Annotated in this window: 18 protein-coding genes and 1 other RNA gene; 12 read left to right on the top strand and 7 right to left on the bottom strand. The window is 42.8% G+C overall.

Translation table 11 applies throughout. From position 1 onward, the window contains the following. Positions 1–145: 145 nt before the first annotated feature. Positions 146–526: a DUF454 family protein gene (locus EL341_RS05365; RefSeq protein ID WP_074820776.1), complete on the bottom strand. Its 381-nt coding sequence runs from the start codon at positions 524–526 to the stop codon at positions 146–148. Between the two features lie 200 nt (positions 527–726). Here EL341_RS05365 and priC point away from each other — a divergent pair, with 200 nt between their 5' ends. The 3 genes from priC to EL341_RS05350 all read left to right on the top strand — a co-directional run bounded on the left by priC (position 727) and on the right by EL341_RS05350 (position 1,763). Further along, entirely contained in the window at positions 727–1,263 is a 537-nt protein-coding gene (priC, locus tag EL341_RS05360; RefSeq protein WP_047780448.1) for a primosomal replication protein PriC, read from the top strand. Further along, positions 1,253–1,498: a winged helix-turn-helix domain-containing protein gene (locus EL341_RS17780; RefSeq protein ID WP_367889027.1), complete on the top strand. Its 246-nt coding sequence runs from the start codon at positions 1,253–1,255 to the stop codon at positions 1,496–1,498. The genes priC and EL341_RS17780 overlap by 11 nt, the downstream gene beginning before the upstream one ends. Positions 1,499–1,601: 103 nt before the next feature. Next, positions 1,602–1,763 (top strand): DUF2496 domain-containing protein, encoded by a 162-nt coding sequence (locus EL341_RS05350; RefSeq protein WP_047780447.1) that lies wholly within the window; start codon positions 1,602–1,604, stop codon positions 1,761–1,763. A gap of 1 nt (position 1,764) precedes the next feature. On the opposite strand, the gene EL341_RS05345 is transcribed toward EL341_RS05350, so the two are convergent. From EL341_RS05345 to acrR, 3 genes are read right to left on the bottom strand one after another with little or no spacing between them, the layout of a single operon-like run. Further along, positions 1,765–2,310: a hypothetical protein gene (locus tag EL341_RS05345; protein WP_126467201.1), complete on the bottom strand. Its 546-nt coding sequence runs from the start codon at positions 2,308–2,310 to the stop codon at positions 1,765–1,767. Between the two features lie 35 nt (positions 2,311–2,345). Next, a complete protein-coding gene (locus tag EL341_RS05340) occupies positions 2,346–2,699 on the bottom strand; it encodes a DsrE/DsrF/TusD sulfur relay family protein (protein ID WP_047780445.1) in 354 nt (117 codons plus the stop codon). Between the two features lie 2 nt (positions 2,700–2,701). Beyond that, positions 2,702–3,379 (bottom strand): multidrug efflux transporter transcriptional repressor AcrR, encoded by a 678-nt coding sequence (acrR, locus tag EL341_RS05335; protein ID WP_074820769.1) that lies wholly within the window; start codon positions 3,377–3,379, stop codon positions 2,702–2,704. Positions 3,380–3,530: 151 nt separating this feature from the next. On the opposite strand from acrR, the gene EL341_RS05330 reads away from it, so the two are divergent. The 6 genes from EL341_RS05330 to EL341_RS05305 all read left to right on the top strand — a co-directional run bounded on the left by EL341_RS05330 (position 3,531) and on the right by EL341_RS05305 (position 12,583). Next, on the top strand, positions 3,531–4,718 hold the full coding sequence (locus tag EL341_RS05330; RefSeq protein WP_126467199.1) for an efflux RND transporter periplasmic adaptor subunit: 1,188 nt from the start codon (positions 3,531–3,533) through the stop codon (positions 4,716–4,718). A gap of 19 nt (positions 4,719–4,737) precedes the next feature. Next, positions 4,738–7,887, top strand: a complete 3,150-nt coding sequence (locus EL341_RS05325; RefSeq protein WP_047780442.1) for an efflux RND transporter permease subunit — start codon at positions 4,738–4,740, stop codon at positions 7,885–7,887. Positions 7,888–8,007: 120 nt separating this feature from the next. After that, positions 8,008–8,964, top strand: coding sequence for an iron exporter MbfA (gene mbfA / locus EL341_RS05320; protein WP_047780441.1), 957 nt, complete (start codon positions 8,008–8,010; stop codon positions 8,962–8,964). A 369-nt stretch (positions 8,965–9,333) separates the two neighbouring features. Then, complete coding sequence (locus EL341_RS05315) at positions 9,334–11,001, top strand: GGDEF domain-containing protein (protein ID WP_126467197.1); 1,668 nt, start codon at positions 9,334–9,336, stop codon at positions 10,999–11,001. 279 nt (positions 11,002–11,280) lie between these two features. Beyond that, on the top strand, positions 11,281–12,090 hold the full coding sequence (locus tag EL341_RS05310; RefSeq protein ID WP_126467195.1) for a winged helix-turn-helix domain-containing protein: 810 nt from the start codon (positions 11,281–11,283) through the stop codon (positions 12,088–12,090). After that, positions 12,077–12,583 (top strand): hypothetical protein, encoded by a 507-nt coding sequence (locus tag EL341_RS05305; RefSeq protein WP_074820757.1) that lies wholly within the window; start codon positions 12,077–12,079, stop codon positions 12,581–12,583. The genes EL341_RS05310 and EL341_RS05305 overlap by 14 nt, the downstream gene beginning before the upstream one ends. A 164-nt stretch (positions 12,584–12,747) precedes the next feature. Here the strand turns inward: EL341_RS05305 and ffs are convergent. Next, positions 12,748–12,844, bottom strand: an RNA gene (ffs, locus tag EL341_RS05300) — signal recognition particle sRNA small type. A gap of 175 nt (positions 12,845–13,019) precedes the next feature. On the opposite strand from ffs, the gene EL341_RS05295 reads away from it, so the two are divergent. Beyond that, the gene (locus EL341_RS05295) at positions 13,020–13,343 is read left to right on the top strand and encodes an MGMT family protein (RefSeq protein ID WP_047782547.1); all 324 of its coding nucleotides are present in this window, start codon (positions 13,020–13,022) and stop codon (positions 13,341–13,343) included. Between the two features lie 18 nt (positions 13,344–13,361). Here the strand turns inward: EL341_RS05295 and EL341_RS05290 are convergent, their stop codons facing one another. Then, entirely contained in the window at positions 13,362–13,787 is a 426-nt protein-coding gene (locus EL341_RS05290) for a YbaY family lipoprotein (protein ID WP_074820755.1), read from the bottom strand. A gap of 255 nt (positions 13,788–14,042) precedes the next feature. Between EL341_RS05290 and tesB the strand changes: the two genes are divergently transcribed. Both tesB and EL341_RS05280 read left to right on the top strand, forming a co-directional pair. Then, on the top strand, positions 14,043–14,909 hold the full coding sequence (tesB, locus tag EL341_RS05285; protein WP_047780432.1) for an acyl-CoA thioesterase II: 867 nt from the start codon (positions 14,043–14,045) through the stop codon (positions 14,907–14,909). Positions 14,910–15,410: 501 nt separating this feature from the next. Next, entirely contained in the window at positions 15,411–16,712 is a 1,302-nt protein-coding gene (locus EL341_RS05280; RefSeq protein WP_083399628.1) for a serine/threonine transporter, read from the top strand. Positions 16,713–16,779: 67 nt separating this feature from the next. On the opposite strand, the gene amtB is transcribed toward EL341_RS05280, so the two are convergent. After that, positions 16,780–18,066: an ammonium transporter AmtB gene (amtB, locus tag EL341_RS05275; protein WP_126467193.1), complete on the bottom strand. Its 1,287-nt coding sequence runs from the start codon at positions 18,064–18,066 to the stop codon at positions 16,780–16,782. Positions 18,067–18,094: the final 28 nt, after the last annotated feature.

Here is an 18,094-nt window from a genome sequence, read left to right as displayed (position 1 = left end):
ACCTGATTAAACAACGGGTCTATTCCAAGACGCAGATGCCTGACGTTTATTCCTTTACGCAATAACGCGACGCCACCAGCGAAAAACGCTCAAATCTATGCAAAGCCCGCCAGAAATGCAACCGCTAGTTGTCACTATAAGTGAATTACTGTTTCTTTTGTTGCTGCGGATCAATAACCGGCAAACGTAACATAAAGATAAGTAAAATCAACAAAATGACCAGCAACAAAACCCTCACCCACAGCAGTGACACCAACCAGAGCGATAGGGAAAAAGTCAGAATAATCATAATAATGGCTTTGCTTTTCGCGCCTGGTGGTAAACCACGATAGGTTTGCCAATGACGCAAATAAGGACCAAACCATGAACGATATAGCAGCCAATCATGAAAACGCGGCGATGAACGGGCAAAACACCAGGCAGCCAACAGCAGAAACGGCGTCGTCGGCAAAATGGGCAATACCGCCCCCAGACAGGCTAATGCCATCGCTAACCATCCCAAAGCCAGAAGTAATAATCTATACATAGCAGCGCACACCGTTAAAGCTTATTGGTTAGTGTAATCAAAAAAAGTCCTGTGTGGCTAATAACGATAATCATTTAATGGTAGTCACACCGCAAAACGGACGTTGTCGTTTCTATTCGAACTCCGCCTGTTATAAGATGCACTGGCAAATAGCGCCGGAATGATTTTCCGTTGAGAATTTTACTTTATCAGGAACGCCCATGAACACTGGCGCTTTATTACAGGTTTTACAACAGCAGGTGCAACAGTTGGCGGAAAGCATAGCGAACACACCTGCGACCGCAGCTATGCAACCGCGATTTGACAGCCAGCTGTTTAATCAGCGTGACTCTCGCCTGAGTCATTACCTGACTGAAGTAGAAAAAAATCTCATTCAACTTAAACAGGAAGTAGAAAATCAACGCCAGCAGCAGGTGGCGTTTTTAGCTGAACGGATTGTGGCGCAAATTACCGCCCTACAGCGTGAATTAGCGACGCTCAAAATCCGTGAGCAAAATACCACGGTGGTGAAATCCAGCAGCGATATTTACCAGACGTTAGCCCAGCATCAGGACTACGAGCGTCGGTTACAAGAAATGCTACGCGACAAAGAACATCAGTTGATTCAACAAACCACCCTCACGGCTCAACAACAAATACAGAAAGAGCTGGCAGCGCTGGAAGGCCGTTTAATGCGCTGTCGACAGGCACTAAAAAGAATAGAGAAACAAATAGAACGTCGGGAAACTGGCATGTAACCAAGGCAAAAACAACGTTCAGTTATATAAGTTATATGTTTATGCATTTAACAAACGACTCAAAAAGTCATTCATCAATCATGACGGAACACCACCTAAAAATCAGGTCGTCAACCGAGATACGCTGTTTGCCTCCATTTCGGACGTCGATCATCTGGCCAATAGCCGTACGCTGGATCGGTATATTTCCAAATTACGTAAAATGATTGAGCTCAACCTGACTACACCGTATTGATTCGTCCTCTACATGGTGCCAATTATCGCTATCAAGAAGTGACCGTTATTCAATAAATCAGGTAATATGCCCTATTCAACATTATTCCACTAAGGTATTCATCATGGCACAAGAACAAGAACCGGTAGAAATCACATTGGCGGTTGATTTAATTTACCTGTTGGAGACCAGCGAAATCGATCCACGCACAGTATTAACCGCGTTGAAGATTGTAGAACGAGATTTTATTAAGAAAGTCGATGCATTGGATAATCCCCAGCAATAAACTATCTCGGCTCCTGTTGCCGTCGGCTCCCCGAAAATACGCCAACGGTAAACAGGCTGTAGGTTAGAAAAGCCATCAGCGGTAGCCAATAAGGTTGGCGTAAAAAGGCTTCGATCCAAAAGAAAGGCATCAACGCAACAAAAACAAAGTCGCTCTGCTGATGCCCCAAAATCTTATCCCCCGAGGCAAAAAATATCACGGCTCCAATACCCACAGTGTAAACAATCAATATCAAGAAAGGGATATAGCGCAGTCGTTGGTTGGTGGGTAATGCGGCATATTTACCATACAGATTTCCCATCATCAGCATGCCAAAACAGAAAACGGCTAAACAAAACCACAGCGTCAGAGTTAATAACCCTTCACGGCTGACCATAAGATTGGAGTGAAAGGTTAGATCACGGCTAAACCAGCTGCTGGAATCGAAAAGAAGCAGACAAAAAAACGCCAATATCTGACTGCACAGCGGTAACACAACTAACAACACAATCAGCATATGTATTAAGGTGCTAACTATCGATTTACCAACTCTTGATACATTCTTCATCAGCAGTCCCTGCGATTGTGATGTAGGTTAACTAATCAGAAAGTCAGAACTTTATCCGCCGCCAAAGTCCACTGTGCCAACTCAACCAGCGTTCCTATCTCAACGCCGTCAATTAAAGGAAGCGTGCTGATTCCTCTGCCATCAGTGCAGGTCTTACAAAGTTTGACCACTACGTTCTGGGCCGTCAGAATTTCCAACATTTGCTGTAGGTTATAGCCTTCATGAGGTTTATGCCCACGAATTCCAGCGCTCACCGCGTCGGACATCAAAAAAACCTTCAGCTCGCAATCCGCAGATTGCTCTCTGATAGCAATCGATAACCGTAAGGCGTTAAACAGTAATTCACTGCCGTAGGGAGCACCATTTGCAATAACCAATACTTTTTGCATCTCTAATTTCCTATTGTTTGACTGACTTCCACTGACTGAACCTGACACGTTTTACGCATCATCAAACCATACTTTAGCAGTTCAATAAAAGCGTCAACCAAACGGGTGGCATCTGTCTCTAACGGATAAGCCTCTGGCATAAAAAGCCAGTTTTCTATCAAGCCACAAATATATGCCCGTAACGTAATCGCAGCAAGACGGATATCTAAATCTTTATCCAATTGCTTATATTCGATGCATAAGCGCAATATCTTTTCGATTCGCTCATAATTCTCAAGGTATAAAGATTGATGAATTTGTTGTAATGAGACTAAATCTCCGACAAACTCACATTTGTGAAATAGTATCCCTAGCAAAGTTCTGCGACGCGGGTCGGTAACCGTGGTTTGGAGAACATAGATCATCGTCTGACGTAAGGCTGACAGCGGCTCGGACGGGAATTGATTTCTGTATCGCAGCTCAACGTCATCAATGCTAGACTCTACTTGGGTCCACATTGCATTGAAAATATCGACTTTATTTTTAAAGTGCCAGTATATAGCACCCCGGGTAACACCTGCTGCCAGGGCTATATCATTGAGTGATGTGCTGGATACTCCCCTACGGGCAAATTCTTGCATTGCAGCATCGAGAATTTGCTGTCGAGTTTCCAGGGATGCTTGTTTAGTTTTACGACCCATAATTTTATGCTTTATGTGCGGTGCGTCTTGTAATGGCTTACATACATACATGAATGTTTGTATTATAGCACGCTAACATTTTGAAAAAACTGTGTAGTTACCAAAGTATTATCAATGACGGTAACTGATATTGAAAACTTGAGGTTGATCTATGAGTAGAAACAGAGGGGTTATGCCTCTGGCAGCGGTGCTAATGCTTTCAAGCGGTTTAGTACTCGTAGGATGCGATAATAAATCCAATGAAGGTGCCCAACGAGCAGCTCCAGAAGTTGAAGTTGTAACAGTTAAGACACAACCAGTCAATATCACTACAGAGCTCCCGGGAAGGACCTCAGCTTTTCGCATTGCGGAAGTTCGTCCACAGGTAAGCGGGATTGTACTTAAACGCCAGTTTGTTGAAGGCGGCATGATTGATGCCAATCAATCGCTGTATCAGATCGACCCGGCAACCTATCAGGCAACTTATGATAGTGCAGTAGCTGAGCTGTCAAAAGCACAGGCTAGTGCCAATATCATGAACCTGACGGTAAAACGTTATAAGCCACTGCTTGGTACTAACTTTATCAGCCGTCAGGATTACGATACAGCTGTCGCCAATGCCGGTCAGGCCAATGCCGGGGTTCAGGCGGCAAAAGCCGCAGTAGAAACTGCGCGGATTAATCTTGAATACACCAAAGTTCAATCGCCTATCAGCGGTCGAATTGGTAAATCTAACGTCACTGAAGGCGCACTGGTTAACGCGAATCAAGCAACTGCACTGGCGACAGTACAACAGCTTGATCCGATCTACGTTGATGTTACTCAGTCCAGTAATGATTACTTAAGCCTAAAGCAACAGTTAGCTAATGGTTCACTAAAGAAAGAGAGCAAGGCTGCTGTCACCCTGCTGCTCAACAACGGTATGGAATATCAACAAAAAGGTACATTAGAGTTTGAAGATGTCACCGTTGATGAAACGACCGGTTCTATTACTCTGCGTGCCGTTTTCCCTAACCCGAATAACGAGCTGCTGCCAGGTATGTTTGTCCGTGCTCGCGTTGAGCAAGGCATTAAACCTGACGCGATGCTGGTTCCTCAACAAGGGATTACGCGTAACCAACGCGGTGAAGCCACTACGCTGGTTGTTGATACAGACAATAAAGTTGAAGCTCGCATTATTGTCACAAATCAGTCAATTGGCAGTGACTGGCTGGTTACTGAAGGTCTGAAGCCGGGCGATCGCGTGATTGTTACTGGTTTACAGAAAGTCAGACCGGGCACACCAGTTAATGCTAAAGAGTATGTAGAAAAATCTAAAGATGACGCATCTAACTCAGCAGCACCAGCGGCGAAATCATAAACGAGATTGAGTATAGCAGATGGCTAAATTTTTTATTGATCGCCCCATATTTGCCTGGGTTATCTCCATCATTATTATGATGGCAGGTGCCTTGGCAATTGTAGAACTACCGGTATCGCAATATCCAACGATTGCACCACCGGCAGTATCTATCTCTGCATCTTACCCAGGTGCGGATGCAAAAACGGTGCAAGACAGCGTAACTCAGGTTATCGAACAGAACATGAACGGTATCGATAAACTGATGTATATGTCTTCCACCAGTGACTCGGCGGGTAACGCATCAATTACCCTAACGTTTGATTCAAGCGCCGATCCGGATATCGCCCAGGTCCAAGTGCAAAACAAACTGCAATTGGCAACGCCTCTTCTGCCACAAGAAGTACAGCAGATGGGGATCCGGGTGCAGAAAGCTACCAGCAGCTTCTTAATGGTTGCCGGTTTTATTTCTGAAGATGGTTCAATGAATCAGGACGATATCGCGGACTATGTAGGTTCTAACATTAAGGACCCAATTAGCCGTAGTTCTGGCGTAGGTGACGTTCAACTGTTCGGTTCACAATATGCCATGCGCGTTTGGTTGGATCCTAATAAGTTAAACAATTATGCGTTAACACCAATTGACGTAAATAATGCAATTAGAATCCAGAACAACCAGATTGCTGCGGGCCAATTAGGTGGTACACCACCGGTAAAAGGTCAGCAGTTAAACTCGTCGATCATTGTACAAACTCGTCTACAGACGCCTGAACAATTTGGTGAGATTTTACTGAAAATCAATCCCGATGGTTCACAGGTACGCCTGAAAGATGTCGCCACCATTGAACTGGGTGGTGAAAGCTATAACATTGTTGCCCGCTTTAACGGTAAACCTGCTTCCGGTTTAGGTATTAAACTGGCTACCGGTGCTAACGCACTAGACACAGCAAAAGGGGTAAAAACAGAGTTAGCCAATCTGGAGAAATTCTTCCCAGCGGGTCTAAAAATTGTTTACCCTTATGACACAACACCCTTTGTTAAAATTTCAATTGGCGAAGTAGTGAAAACGTTGCTGGAAGCGATCATGCTGGTTTTCCTGGTTATGTATCTGTTCCTGCAAAACCTGCGCGCCACCTTGATTCCAACAATGGCTGTTCCTGTCGTATTGTTAGGTACCTTTGCTATCCTGTCGGCCTTTGGTTACTCGATAAATACCCTGACGATGTTCGCCATGGTGCTCGCCATCGGTTTGCTGGTTGATGATGCCATCGTGGTAGTAGAAAACGTTGAGCGGATCATGGTGGAAGAAGGTTTGCCACCAAAAGAAGCTACGCGTAAATCAATGGGGCAAATTCAGGGTGCACTGGTGGGTATTGCGCTGGTGCTATCCGCTGTATTTGTACCAATGGCTTTCTTCGGTGGTTCAACCGGGGCTATCTATCGTCAGTTCTCCATTACTATCGTTTCCGCCATGGTATTGTCGGTGTTGGTAGCAATGGTTCTGACCCCTGCCCTGTGTGCTACGATTTTGAAGCCAGTACCAAAAGGTGACCACGGCATTCAGACTGGTTTCTTTGGTTGGTTTAACCAGATGTTTGAAAAAAACACCCACCACTATACCAACAGCGTTGCCAATATCTTAGGCAGTACTGGTCGTTATATTCTGATTTATCTGGTGCTGGTTGTTGGCATGGCATTACTGTTTATTCGTCTGCCGTCTTCATTCCTGCCAGAAGAAGATCAGGGGGTATTCCTCACCGCAGTACAAATGCCACAAGGTGCCACTCAGGAAAGAACCCAGAAAGTTCTCGATGAAGTCAGTAACTACTTTACGACCAAAGAGAAAGATAATGTGGTTTCTGTGTTTACCGTAGGTGGATTCGGCTTCAGTGGACAAGGTCAGAATACCGGTCTGGCGTTTATCAGTCTGAAAGACTGGGGACAGCGCTCTGGTGAAGAGAATAAAGTGCCAGCCATTGTGGGACGTGCGAGTCAGGCATTCTCACAAATTAAAGACGGTCTGGTCTTTGCCTTTAACCTGCCGGCAATCGTTGAACTGGGTAGTGCTTCAGGCTTTGACTTTGAGCTCATTGACCAAGCTGGTTTAGGCCATGAGAAATTGACGGAAGCCCGTAACCAATTGCTCGGAATGATTGCTGAACATCCTGATATGCTGGTTGGCGTACGCCCTAACGGTCTGGAAGATACACCTCAGTTCAAACTAACGATTGATCATGAGAAAGCCCAAGCATTAGGTGTTGCTATCAGTGATATCAACCAGACGCTATCAACGGCGCTTGGTGGCTCTTACGTCAACGACTTCATCGACCGTGGTCGTGTGAAGAAAGTTTACGTACAGGCTGATGCACCATTCCGTATGATGCCGGAAGATATCAATAACTGGTTTGTTCGCGGCGCCAATAACCAAATGGTTCCTATGTCCGCTTTCTCTACCGCCCATTGGGAATTTGGTTCCCCACGTTTGGAGCGTTATAACGGTCTACCTTCGATGGAAATCCTAGGTCAGGCAGCGCCAGGGAAAAGTAGCGGTGACGCAATGAACTTGATGGAAGAGCTGGCCGCTAAGCTACCGACGGGCATTGGCTATGACTGGACCGGTATGTCCTATCAGGAACGTTTGTCTGGTAACCAGGCACCGTCACTTTATGCCATCTCCCTGATTGTGGTATTCCTGTGTCTGGCTGCTCTGTATGAAAGCTGGTCAATTCCGTTCTCGGTTATGCTGGTTGTTCCACTTGGTGTTATTGGTGCATTGGTTACCACAACGATGCGCGGTATGGAGAACGACGTTTACTTCATTGTAGGCTTGTTAACCACCGTAGGTCTGTCGGCGAAAAACGCAATACTAATCGTAGAATTCGCCAAGGATCTGATGGACAAAGAAGGTAAAGGTCTGATTGAGGCTACGTTAGAATCGGTACGTATGCGTTTACGTCCAATCCTGATGACTTCACTTGCCTTTATGCTAGGCGTATTGCCACTGGCAATCAGCAGTGGTGCCGGTTCCGGCTCTCAGAACGCGGTAGGTACCGGGGTTCTGGGTGGTATGATTAGTGCAACCATCTTGGCCATCTTCTTTGTACCAGTGTTCTTTGTTGTGGTTCGTCGTCGCTTCAGTAAGCGCGGAGAAGACATTGAACATGCACACGAAGTGAAACACGAATCATAAGTTAATCACCATTTAACTTTCCTCTCAGGGCCGCATAATGCGGCCCTGATTCTTTTACAACATACAATTAAGGGTTTAATATTCTATCTAACCGAAGATATCCACCCTTCCGGAGGGATAATGAAAGACTTCTCCGAACTGTCTGAACAAGAAATTCTGGCCCTTGCCATTTCACTGGAAGAAGAAGATCACCGAATATATATAGAGTTTGCCGAAGGCCTGCGTGAAACCTACCCCAATTCAGCTAAAGTTTTTGACATCATGTCTAAGGAAGAGAATGGACACCGTCATCGCCTGCTAAAGCTATATCAAGAAAAATTTGGCAATCATATTCCACTGATTCGTCGTCAGGACGTGAAAGGATTTGTAGAGCGCAAACCTATCTGGCTGAGTCGGCCACTGGGGATCGAAAAGGTTCGTAAGCAATCTGAAATTATGGAAATAGAAACCCAGCGTTTCTATGAGCGAGCGGCTCAAAAAACCACCGATGCGCAGATTCGCCAGTTATTAGATGACCTGTCAGCAGAAGAGCATCGACATCAAATACGCGCCGAACAGCTCGAATCACAATTACTGACTCCGGCGGAGAAAGATAAAGAAAAAAAATCCGCCCATCGCCTGTTTGTCTTACAGATAGTCCAACCTTCCCTTGCGGGCTTGATGGATGGCTCTGTTTCGACTTTAGCGCCAGTATTTGCTGCCGCGTTAGCCACTAAAGATAGTTGGCAGGCTTTTCTGGTTGGTATGGCAGCCTCCATTGGAGCCGGTATTTCCATGGCATTCGCCGAAGCCGTATCAGACAATGGCTCATTAACTGGTCGGGGCAATCCTTGGCTGCGGGGGGCCTCCTGTGGCGTTATGACAACGCTAGGTGGCTTGGGGCATACCCTGCCCTTCCTGATTAGCGACTTTTGGACTGCCATGATTGTCTCAGGCATTGTGGTGATGTTTGAGTTGGCAGCAATTTCCTGGATCCGTAATCGTTATATGGACACACCATTACTTCAAGCGGCATTCCAAGTCGTGGTTGGTGGACTACTGGTATTTGCGACAGGACTATTTATTGGCAGTGCCTGATAACGGATAACTATAGAGTCGCAACAATATTAACGGTACTAAATGTACCGTTAATATTAGGCTCAATAAGAATCTCCCCTATCCTGATAGGATAAATATTAAACACTCCTCATCTAACCCGTTTTATACTATAGAAAAATTTATTTCACTCCTCAGCATCAAATCAATCCAATGCCATTTCACATAAATACAGAATAAAAAACCAAAAATAGACGAATGGTAATATTATTTATCAACACTTTCCATTATTACTTGCATAACCGATACATCACTATATTCAATGGCAAATTGAAGAGCAGATAAAATATGTTAGAATGCAACGGTGATATTGCCATGACATTGAGGTTGTGAATTTTATATGGAACCTTAATGATGAAGATTCGAAGCTTTTTTGCCCTTATTATCTTATTTATTATTTTATCTTTGAGTATTCTTTCAATTTCGACAATTCAAGATAATTGGTCCAGACTTCAACTAAATATCGCAGAACAAAATAGAATTGAGTATCTTCAACTGCTGCTTGTTGCCAGTGAAAAAATTTACGATGAGCATCAGATATCTCATATATCAAAACTTTATAATAATCCAGATCCAATCAATTACAACCCTGCTAATATTGCTCTGAAAAATCTAATCGCGTTCTCTGAGAAACAATCTAAATCAAGCCATTTTCTTCAGGATAAATATACCGCACTGGAAATCAAACGTTTATCAAATATAATAAGAAAAAATGACTCTATATCCAGCAGTTATTCATTTAATCGACTTTCAACGATTATTGAACATAAGATGATTCGTATCCCTAATAGTTCAATTGAGTTTATGATATCCGTTCAGGGCATCAGGTTAACCAACCGACTCTATTCCTCTTTCACAGAACTGATTGACCAATTAATTGATATTTGCAAATCGAATAATACTGATACCGACTCCAAAATTAAGGCTATCAAGCTACTTGGAGGTATTGATGAAATTAAAGACCGGCTAATTACTATACAAAAATTCTATTTAAACAATAGTAATGAAATTGAGAAAATCAATGATTTAGTAAATGAAATCTTTAACAATAACAGTGAGAAAGCAAATAAAACCATCTATAAAGAGTTGGTTAGCATGAAGTACAATGACATTAACATTCAGCAAATCAATGTATTTTACTTACAAAACAAACAGCATATTTCATTATTAAGTCAATTATTACTAAAACAAGCCACGGATATAGCAAACAATCAAATAAACACCTCAAAAATAAAAATATATACTATGGTGTGCTTTCTGATTATATTTTTTCTTTTTTCCATACTGCCTATTATCATGATGATATTCAAGTTAAGTGATGCATTCTCACTCATTCAGAAAGCTATTCTCCAACTCTCTAATAACGACTTAAATATTAATCTTAAAGAGAACCAGCATCGTTTTAGCTTTGAACTGGATGCCATAATTAGCTCCTTGATTAAACTGAAGAATATTCAAATTGAAAAGCACTTACTGGAAAATAAAAATCAACAATTAATTCATCAGTTAAAGTTAAAATCAACCACAGACTATCTGACCAGCATTTCAAATAGAAGAGCATTTCTGGAAACAATCAAACACTCTTCCCCTGAGTATTTTAACCATTCATCTTTAGCTATTATTGACATCGATAATTTTAAACAGATCAATGACAAATTTGGCCACGCGAGTGGAGATGAAGTATTAATAAAATTTAGCCAGCTGTTAAGCCTATTTTTCAGGAAAAATGACTTATTTTGCCGATATGGTGGAGAAGAGTTCGCCATTTTACTTCATGATTGTGACCATATTCTGGCCAAAAACATTCTGGAAAAGTTATGCACTAAAGTGCGCTATCTATCGGTAGCTCTTCCCAGTGGGGAAAAAATTTACTTTACTATCAGCATTGGTATCGCTGAAATGAACAACAAATTTGATATAAACCAAACTATTATTCATGCTGATAAAGCATTATATCATTCTAAAGCAACAGGAAAAGATCGAGTAACGGTATACACCCACGAGATGGCGGTTTATTAATGTCAAAAAACCGCTCTTTGCATGAGGATTATTTTTCAAAGAAAAGTTATACTAATCAAACTATATATAAACTACTCTATACACAGCTTTGTTAATCAGCCTTTATCAGTGCTCTTATGTATCAGCGATTTTATTTTTGTAACATTATCAATGACTGTTAATATGAAACAGAAAACACAGACATCATCATATTCTTAACGGTTTATCGTCATAGAGTTATGAGAAATCATTGTAATTCATTGATTAAATTGAAGTAAATTCAGGAGATATACACCCCCAATGGGCGATCTACTATTAATAAATAATTGTGTTATTTATGATAAAAATAAAGCAATTCTTTATCGACTTGATGAACCAGATAGCCCTGCTCCACTAACCAATCCAGGCAACCAATGTTTATCGATCCTGCTAAACAGTAATCATAATCTCATTCCTAAGGAGTTTTTTTTCCAGGAAGTCTGGCTGAGTAAAGATCTTCCGATCACATCAAATACCTTCCATCAACATATCTATATGCTACGGCGTATTTTGTCAGATTTAGGTCTGCCAAAAGACATGCTGACCACAATACCTCGTGAGGGGGTACAGCTAAGCCAAAGTGTTTATATACAGGCATATTCTGATCCAAACGCTCTCAAGCCTGAGGATACGTCCGCCAGTCAGTATAAAATGGCAACAGAAGCGTCAGATGATCTCAAAATGGAAAGAAAAAGAAGGCATGACCCGAAAAAAATTAAAACCTTACTGATTATCAGCATGGTTATGCTTATTATCTATTTCGTCGCTCTCTGGCTATCATTATCCATTTACCGCAGTAATGATTATAGTGATAACTTTACTTTTCGTGGAATCATGAAAAACTGTGAAATATATTCCTCTCCAGGTAGTATTTCAATGAAGTATATTATCAACGATGTGAATAAACTGACATATTCTTGTGATGCTAGAAGTAAAGGAAAAATATATTACATCACTAAATTACCCAATCCGGGAAAATCCATTATTTTTTGCCCTGATGAAATGAAGAGTACTAATGCTCATAACTGTAAGTCACTCTATGTCATTGAAAAAAATCATGATGAACTTTAAAACCAAATTGATTATCGCCTGTGCTACGGCAACTATAATGGGAGTTGGTACGGCATATTTTATAGATAGGTCTTTCTCTGACCCTATCATGTGTGAAACCAATACCACTTCTGAGCTGGCTCTCTATCCGCCTAAGGTCAATCTTTCAATCAAATCTCGGTTATATATATCCAATCGAAATGGTGATGGTACCGGTTATTTCACTTTGAAAGGACAAGCTATTTCTAATGGAGAAGAATTTAACATCGATAGAATCATCAATGGAACCACGTCCACTGTTGACCGCAAAACCTTTTTAATTAGCGCCACACAAATCATTAAAAACGCTGATGATAATTTACCGCCAGAATTGGAAAAACGGATCTTATCTCGTTCATCCTATAAATTAGGCGATTATAATAGCTATGAAATCCGTAAAGCTGACAGTAATGGATACTTTTTGTATGGCTCAGATACCAGAACCTATTATTGTAAAAAAACAAAAAATCATTAAACACTTTAAAATCAGCATGTTAATTTAAATGTAAGATAATAATTAATCACGCTTAGAATAATATCGCCTTGAATTCTTATCACTGAGTTAGCCAAGCTTCAGATTGTTTAATAGCAAGATGATCTAAAAGAAGAGATTAACAGAGCCCCAGAATTGGGTGGGGGCCCTGCCAGCTACATCCCGGCACACACGACGCCTGCTGCGGCTGCTTCCTTCCGGACCTGACCGAGTTCACAAGTTAGTGTTGCGGGAGAACCAACAGAGCCCCCATTGATGGCTTCGTTCTACTGAAGCGCAGGCATTATCCGGTATGAATAGGGTAATTGCAAGACTCCATCCTCCAAGCGATGTTTTCTTACTCAATTTCGCCATTTATGGCAAAATGGGGGCGCCGATCCAAACTTTCAGCCATCAAATAATGAATAATACTGAACAGATGGATAATCATGAGCCATCACTCCCAACCCGAATCTATACGGTTGTTGCCTCCATACCTGCAGGTAAAGTGACAACCTATGGCACCATCGCTCGACTCGCCGGAGCCGCGGGCGCTGCGCGTCAGGTCGGTATTGTATTAAGCCGATTACCGGCAGGAAGTAAACTGCCCTGGTTCAGAGTGGTCAATGCGCAGGGTAAAATTTCACTCACCGGTCCGGACTATATCCGACAAAAACAGGCATTACTTGCCGATGGCGTACTATTTACCCCATCAGATAGAATTAACTTCAAAATTTATGGCTGGCTGACACCGCCATCATAGCGATGCCAGAGATTTGTCTCAGTTGCTGACGCGTTCCAATACCAGATCCATCTGAGCTGGTTGAGCATTAGTCAGAACTTCATTCATGGTGGTTGTGGTATACAGCAGCTTGTCATCAATAGAAATAGAAGCCGATAGCGCAATCCGTTGAGCCGCATTGACCTGCTCAACGTTATAGGGCAGTGTAAACATAAACGGAACCTGTTTTCCTTTACTCGGGAAAGTTACCGTTGAAATAACTTTAGCGGGCGCATCAGCCAAAGAAACATCCGCCAACAATACGGTAATCTGGGCGTTGTCTGGCAGCGCCATTCTGTCACGGTAAATAACGCTACCGGTCACCGTCAGGGCGTTCTCAGCTAACACATTATTGTGTTGATCATTACTGCAACCGGCTAATGCAACCACCATTGCTGCATTGCTTAACAGCGTTAAGAATTTCATCGTTACTCCCGACTCTACTGACAAAAAAGAAAAAGTATTTTAGCTTAAAAATATTAAAAACTCAGTTTAGCTATCCAACATAAATCGTAAAACCAAACTATATGGTTATTTTCTTACGATTTATTGAAGTTATAACCAAGTCATTAAATATTCTAATAAATTTCCCTCTCCACGCATTACTGGCACAAATAGAGCCCAACCGCTTATGATATGGTGCATCAATACCCATATATTATCGAACAGGATCCTCGCACAATGAGCGAAGTTTTACAGAATTTACTGGCATTACTCCATCTGGAAAAAATTGGCACTAACCGATTTCGCGGACAAAGCCAAAATCTGGGCTTAAGGCAGCTTTTTGGTGGTCAGGTTGTTGGTCAAGCGCTATCCGCAGCTAAACAAACGGTGCCACCGGAAAGAAATGCTCATTCCTGCCACAGCTATTTCCTGCGTCCTGGCGATAGTCATCAGCCGGTAGAGTACGAAGTGGAGATTATTCGTGACGGGCATAGCTTCAGCACCCGCCGCGTGAGCGCCTTGCAAAACGGCCAAACCATTTTTTATATGACCGCTTCTTATCAAAGCTATGAACAAGGTTTCAATCATCAGGCGGCAATCATGCCCGTCGTCCCTAAACCAGACACTTTACCTTCAGAAACTGATATCGCTAAAAAAGTAGCCCATCTCCTACCGGCACCCATGAAGAATATTTTCTGTAATGAAATGCCGATTGAGATGCGTCCGGTAAAATTCCACAACTTACTTCAGGCCGACATTGACGAGCCAGTACGCTATGTCTGGTTGAGGGCGAACGGTCAAATGCCTGACGACCCCGGCATTCATAAATATTTACTGGGCTATGCCTCTGACTTTAATTTTTTACCCACCGCTTTACAGCCGCACGGGGTAGCCCTGCTACAGCCGGGTATGCAGGTAGCAACCATTGACCATTCTATTTGGTTCCACCGTTCATTCCGACTGGATGACTGGCTACTTTACTCAGTGGAAAGCCCTTCAGCATCAGGTGCTCGTGGTTTTGTTCGCGGTCAGTTCTTTACTCAAGATGGTCTGCTCGTCGCCTCAACATCCCAGGAAGGCGTGATCCGTTATCATAATGATTAATAGCAATAAATTAAAAAGAATGCTTTTAGCATCATTCTGATTAGTTAAGAAAATACGAAAAGTGAATTTTATCTTTCGCCCTTTCTATTGAGCGCTGGAATTCAGCCGACAACTGAGTGAGGGAGCACGCCCATCAAGGATGATGGGCGAGGCGCTGCTTTGCCGGGAGCAAATCAGCGCCGGTGCGTTAACCCTAACGCCCTCTGCTCGGCCACGTGCATCAACATTAATTTATTCTCTGTATTGATAGTGGACGAAACTTTCGCTGCTATAAAACTTAACTAACCCCATTCTATTTTCAGCAGCCTTTTATACCCCGGATGAAATATAATCAAAAATATCCCAGCAATATTTCCTGAAATAATAAACTATTACTCTATATCCAACCCCAAACCACCGACTAAAGTGCTAAATTTGTGATCTAATGCATATCTTCTGATGGAAACTCCCCCTAGAATACGCACGCTTCAATATTCTATTTTTCTCAGATGAGGGTTATCAATGTCGGTCAAAGACATCTCAGTATCGATGCCGGATACAGATTCAAAACTTCAGGCATCAACATGGCAAAAACAAGATACAACGTGGATGTTGGGTCTCTATGGTACGGCTATCGGCGCCGGTGTGCTTTTTCTGCCCATCAATGCTGGTTTAGGTGGCATATGGCCATTGATGATTATGCTGATCATTGCCTTTCCAATGACTTACTTTTCTCACCGCGCATTAACCCGATTTGTATTATCCGGTTCATCCCGAGGTGGTGATATCACTGAGGTGGTAGAAGAACACTTTGGCAAATTTGCTGGTGCATTAATTACCTTACTGTATTTCCTGGCTATTTATCCTATTCTGTTGGTCTATAGTGTGGGTATTACCAATACCACCATCAGCTTTATCGAAGTTCAAATGGGTATGACCGCACCACCGCGCTGGTTATTGTCAATCATCCTGATTCTTGGTCTGATGACGATTGTTCACTTCGGTCGCGATATGATAGTAAAAGCCATGAGTATTCTGGTTTATCCATTTGTCGTCGTGCTTATGCTGCTGGCTTTATATCTGATTCCACAGTGGAGTGGCGCAATCTTTGAGCAGGCGAATACCACTTTTGATGCTGCCAGTATTAAAGGATTACTGTTAACCTTATGGCTGATCATTCCAACCATGGTGTTCTCCTTTAACCACTCCCCTATCATCTCCTCTTTTGCCGTTAGCCAAAAAGAAACCTACGGTAAAAATGCAGATGAGAAAAGTGGCAGAATCTTGCGCTATGCCCATATGATGATGGTATTTACCGTCATGTTCTTTGTATTTAGCTGTGTATTAAGTCTGAGCCCGGCTAATCTGGCTGAAGCTAAAGCTCAGAATATTTCTATTCTGTCTTATCTGGCAAACCACTTCCAAACGCCATTAATTGAGTATGTTGCTCCGGTTATTGCATTTGTAGCTATCACTAAATCATTTCTGGGTCATTACCTTGGCGCGAGCGAAGGTATGCAAGGACTAATGGTTAAGTCTCTGCGTTCCAAAGGTAAACCCGTTAAGGTCAAGAGATTAGAGCAAATCACCGCGGTCTTCATGATTATTACTTGTTGGATTATCGCTACGTTAAATCCAAGTATTCTGGGTATTATCGAAACCTTGGGTGGCCCAGTTATCGCTATGATTCTGTTTATCATGCCGATGTATGCCATTCATAAAATCCCTGCTATGCAAAAATATCGCGGCCATTTCAGCAATATCTTTGTTGTCATCATGGGACTAATAGCCATTTCAGCGATTCTTTACACGCTGTTTGCCTAATAAGTTGATGTTCGTAAAAAAGACGGCATAAGCCGTCTTTTTTATTGTTAACCTAATGAGCGACAGATTATTGGTTATAGGCACTCTCACCGTGGCTATTCACATCCAGTCCTTCACGTTCCACTTCTTCCGGTACCCGTAAACCAAGCCAGTAATCAGCCATTTTATAAGCAACGTAAGCCACCAGCCCCGACCAGAGTAAGCAGACACCGATACTGGCAGCCTGAATACCGACCTGTTTTAGCATGGTCACACCTTCAGCATAACCCGTCCCACCTAAGCTAGCCGAGGTTAAAATACCGGTACCGATACAGCCAACAATGCCACAAACTCCGTGTACTCCGAACACATCACAGGTGTCATCTACTTTCAACCATGACTTAAGAACCACAACTCCCCAAAGTCCGGCAACACCTGCAATAATCCCCAGTATTAGCGCGCCCCCAATACTGACAGACCCCGCAGCAGGCGTAATAGCTACTAAGCCCGCAATACAACCAGAGCAGGCTCCCAAAAGTGAAGGCTTACCTCTAAGCATCCATTCAGCCATTAACCATGACAATACCGCACCTGCCGTTGCTGATAGGGTATTAATAAATGCCAAAGCGGCAATTTCATTAGCCCCGCTGGCTGAGCCCGCGTTAAAACCAAACCAACCAACGTATAGAATAGCCGCCCCAATAAAAACCATCGGCAAGTTATGGGGCTTAAATGCCTCACGCCCAAAGCCACTACGTTTACCCAGCATATAAGCACCCACCAACGCCGCAATTGCCGCATTGATATGCACTACTGTTCCACCGGCAAAATCAATGGCGCCCAGTTTAAATAGGTATCCACCGCCCCAGACCATATGAGCCATCGGTAAATAAGCCAACGTAAACCATATAAATACAAACAGCATAACCGCAGAAAAACGGATTCGTTCGGCAAAACCACCAACGATTAATCCCACGGTAATGCAGGCAAACGATCCCTGAAAAGCCACGTGAATGAGTTTATAAAATGTGCCGGTTACGTCCGTCAGGTGGATATCTTTCAACAATAGTCCGTTGAAATTACCGAAAAAATCATTTCCCACACCAAAGGCCAAGCTATAACCGTAAATCACCCAAAGTACGCTGACTAAAGAGAAAGTAGCCATCACTTGAGTTAACAGAGAAAGCACGTTTTTTGAACGTAATAAACCACCATAAAACAGGGCGATACCTGGAATACACATAAACAGTACTAATGCAGTACTGATCATCATAAAACCGTTGTCAGCCTTATCGGCTACATTTTCAGCCGCCATGGTCACTTCTGGAAATATGGCCGATGCACTCAGCATCACTGTGGATAAAAATCTTTTCATGTTATTCCATCCTTTCCAAAATTGAGTC

Origin of the sequence: Pragia fontium, assembly GCF_900638655.1 — a bacterium.
Lineage (GTDB): Bacteria > Pseudomonadota > Gammaproteobacteria > Enterobacterales > Enterobacteriaceae > Pragia > Pragia fontium.
The sequence above is the reverse complement of the archived record's forward strand: the minus strand, read 5'-3'. Positions and strand labels throughout refer to the sequence as shown.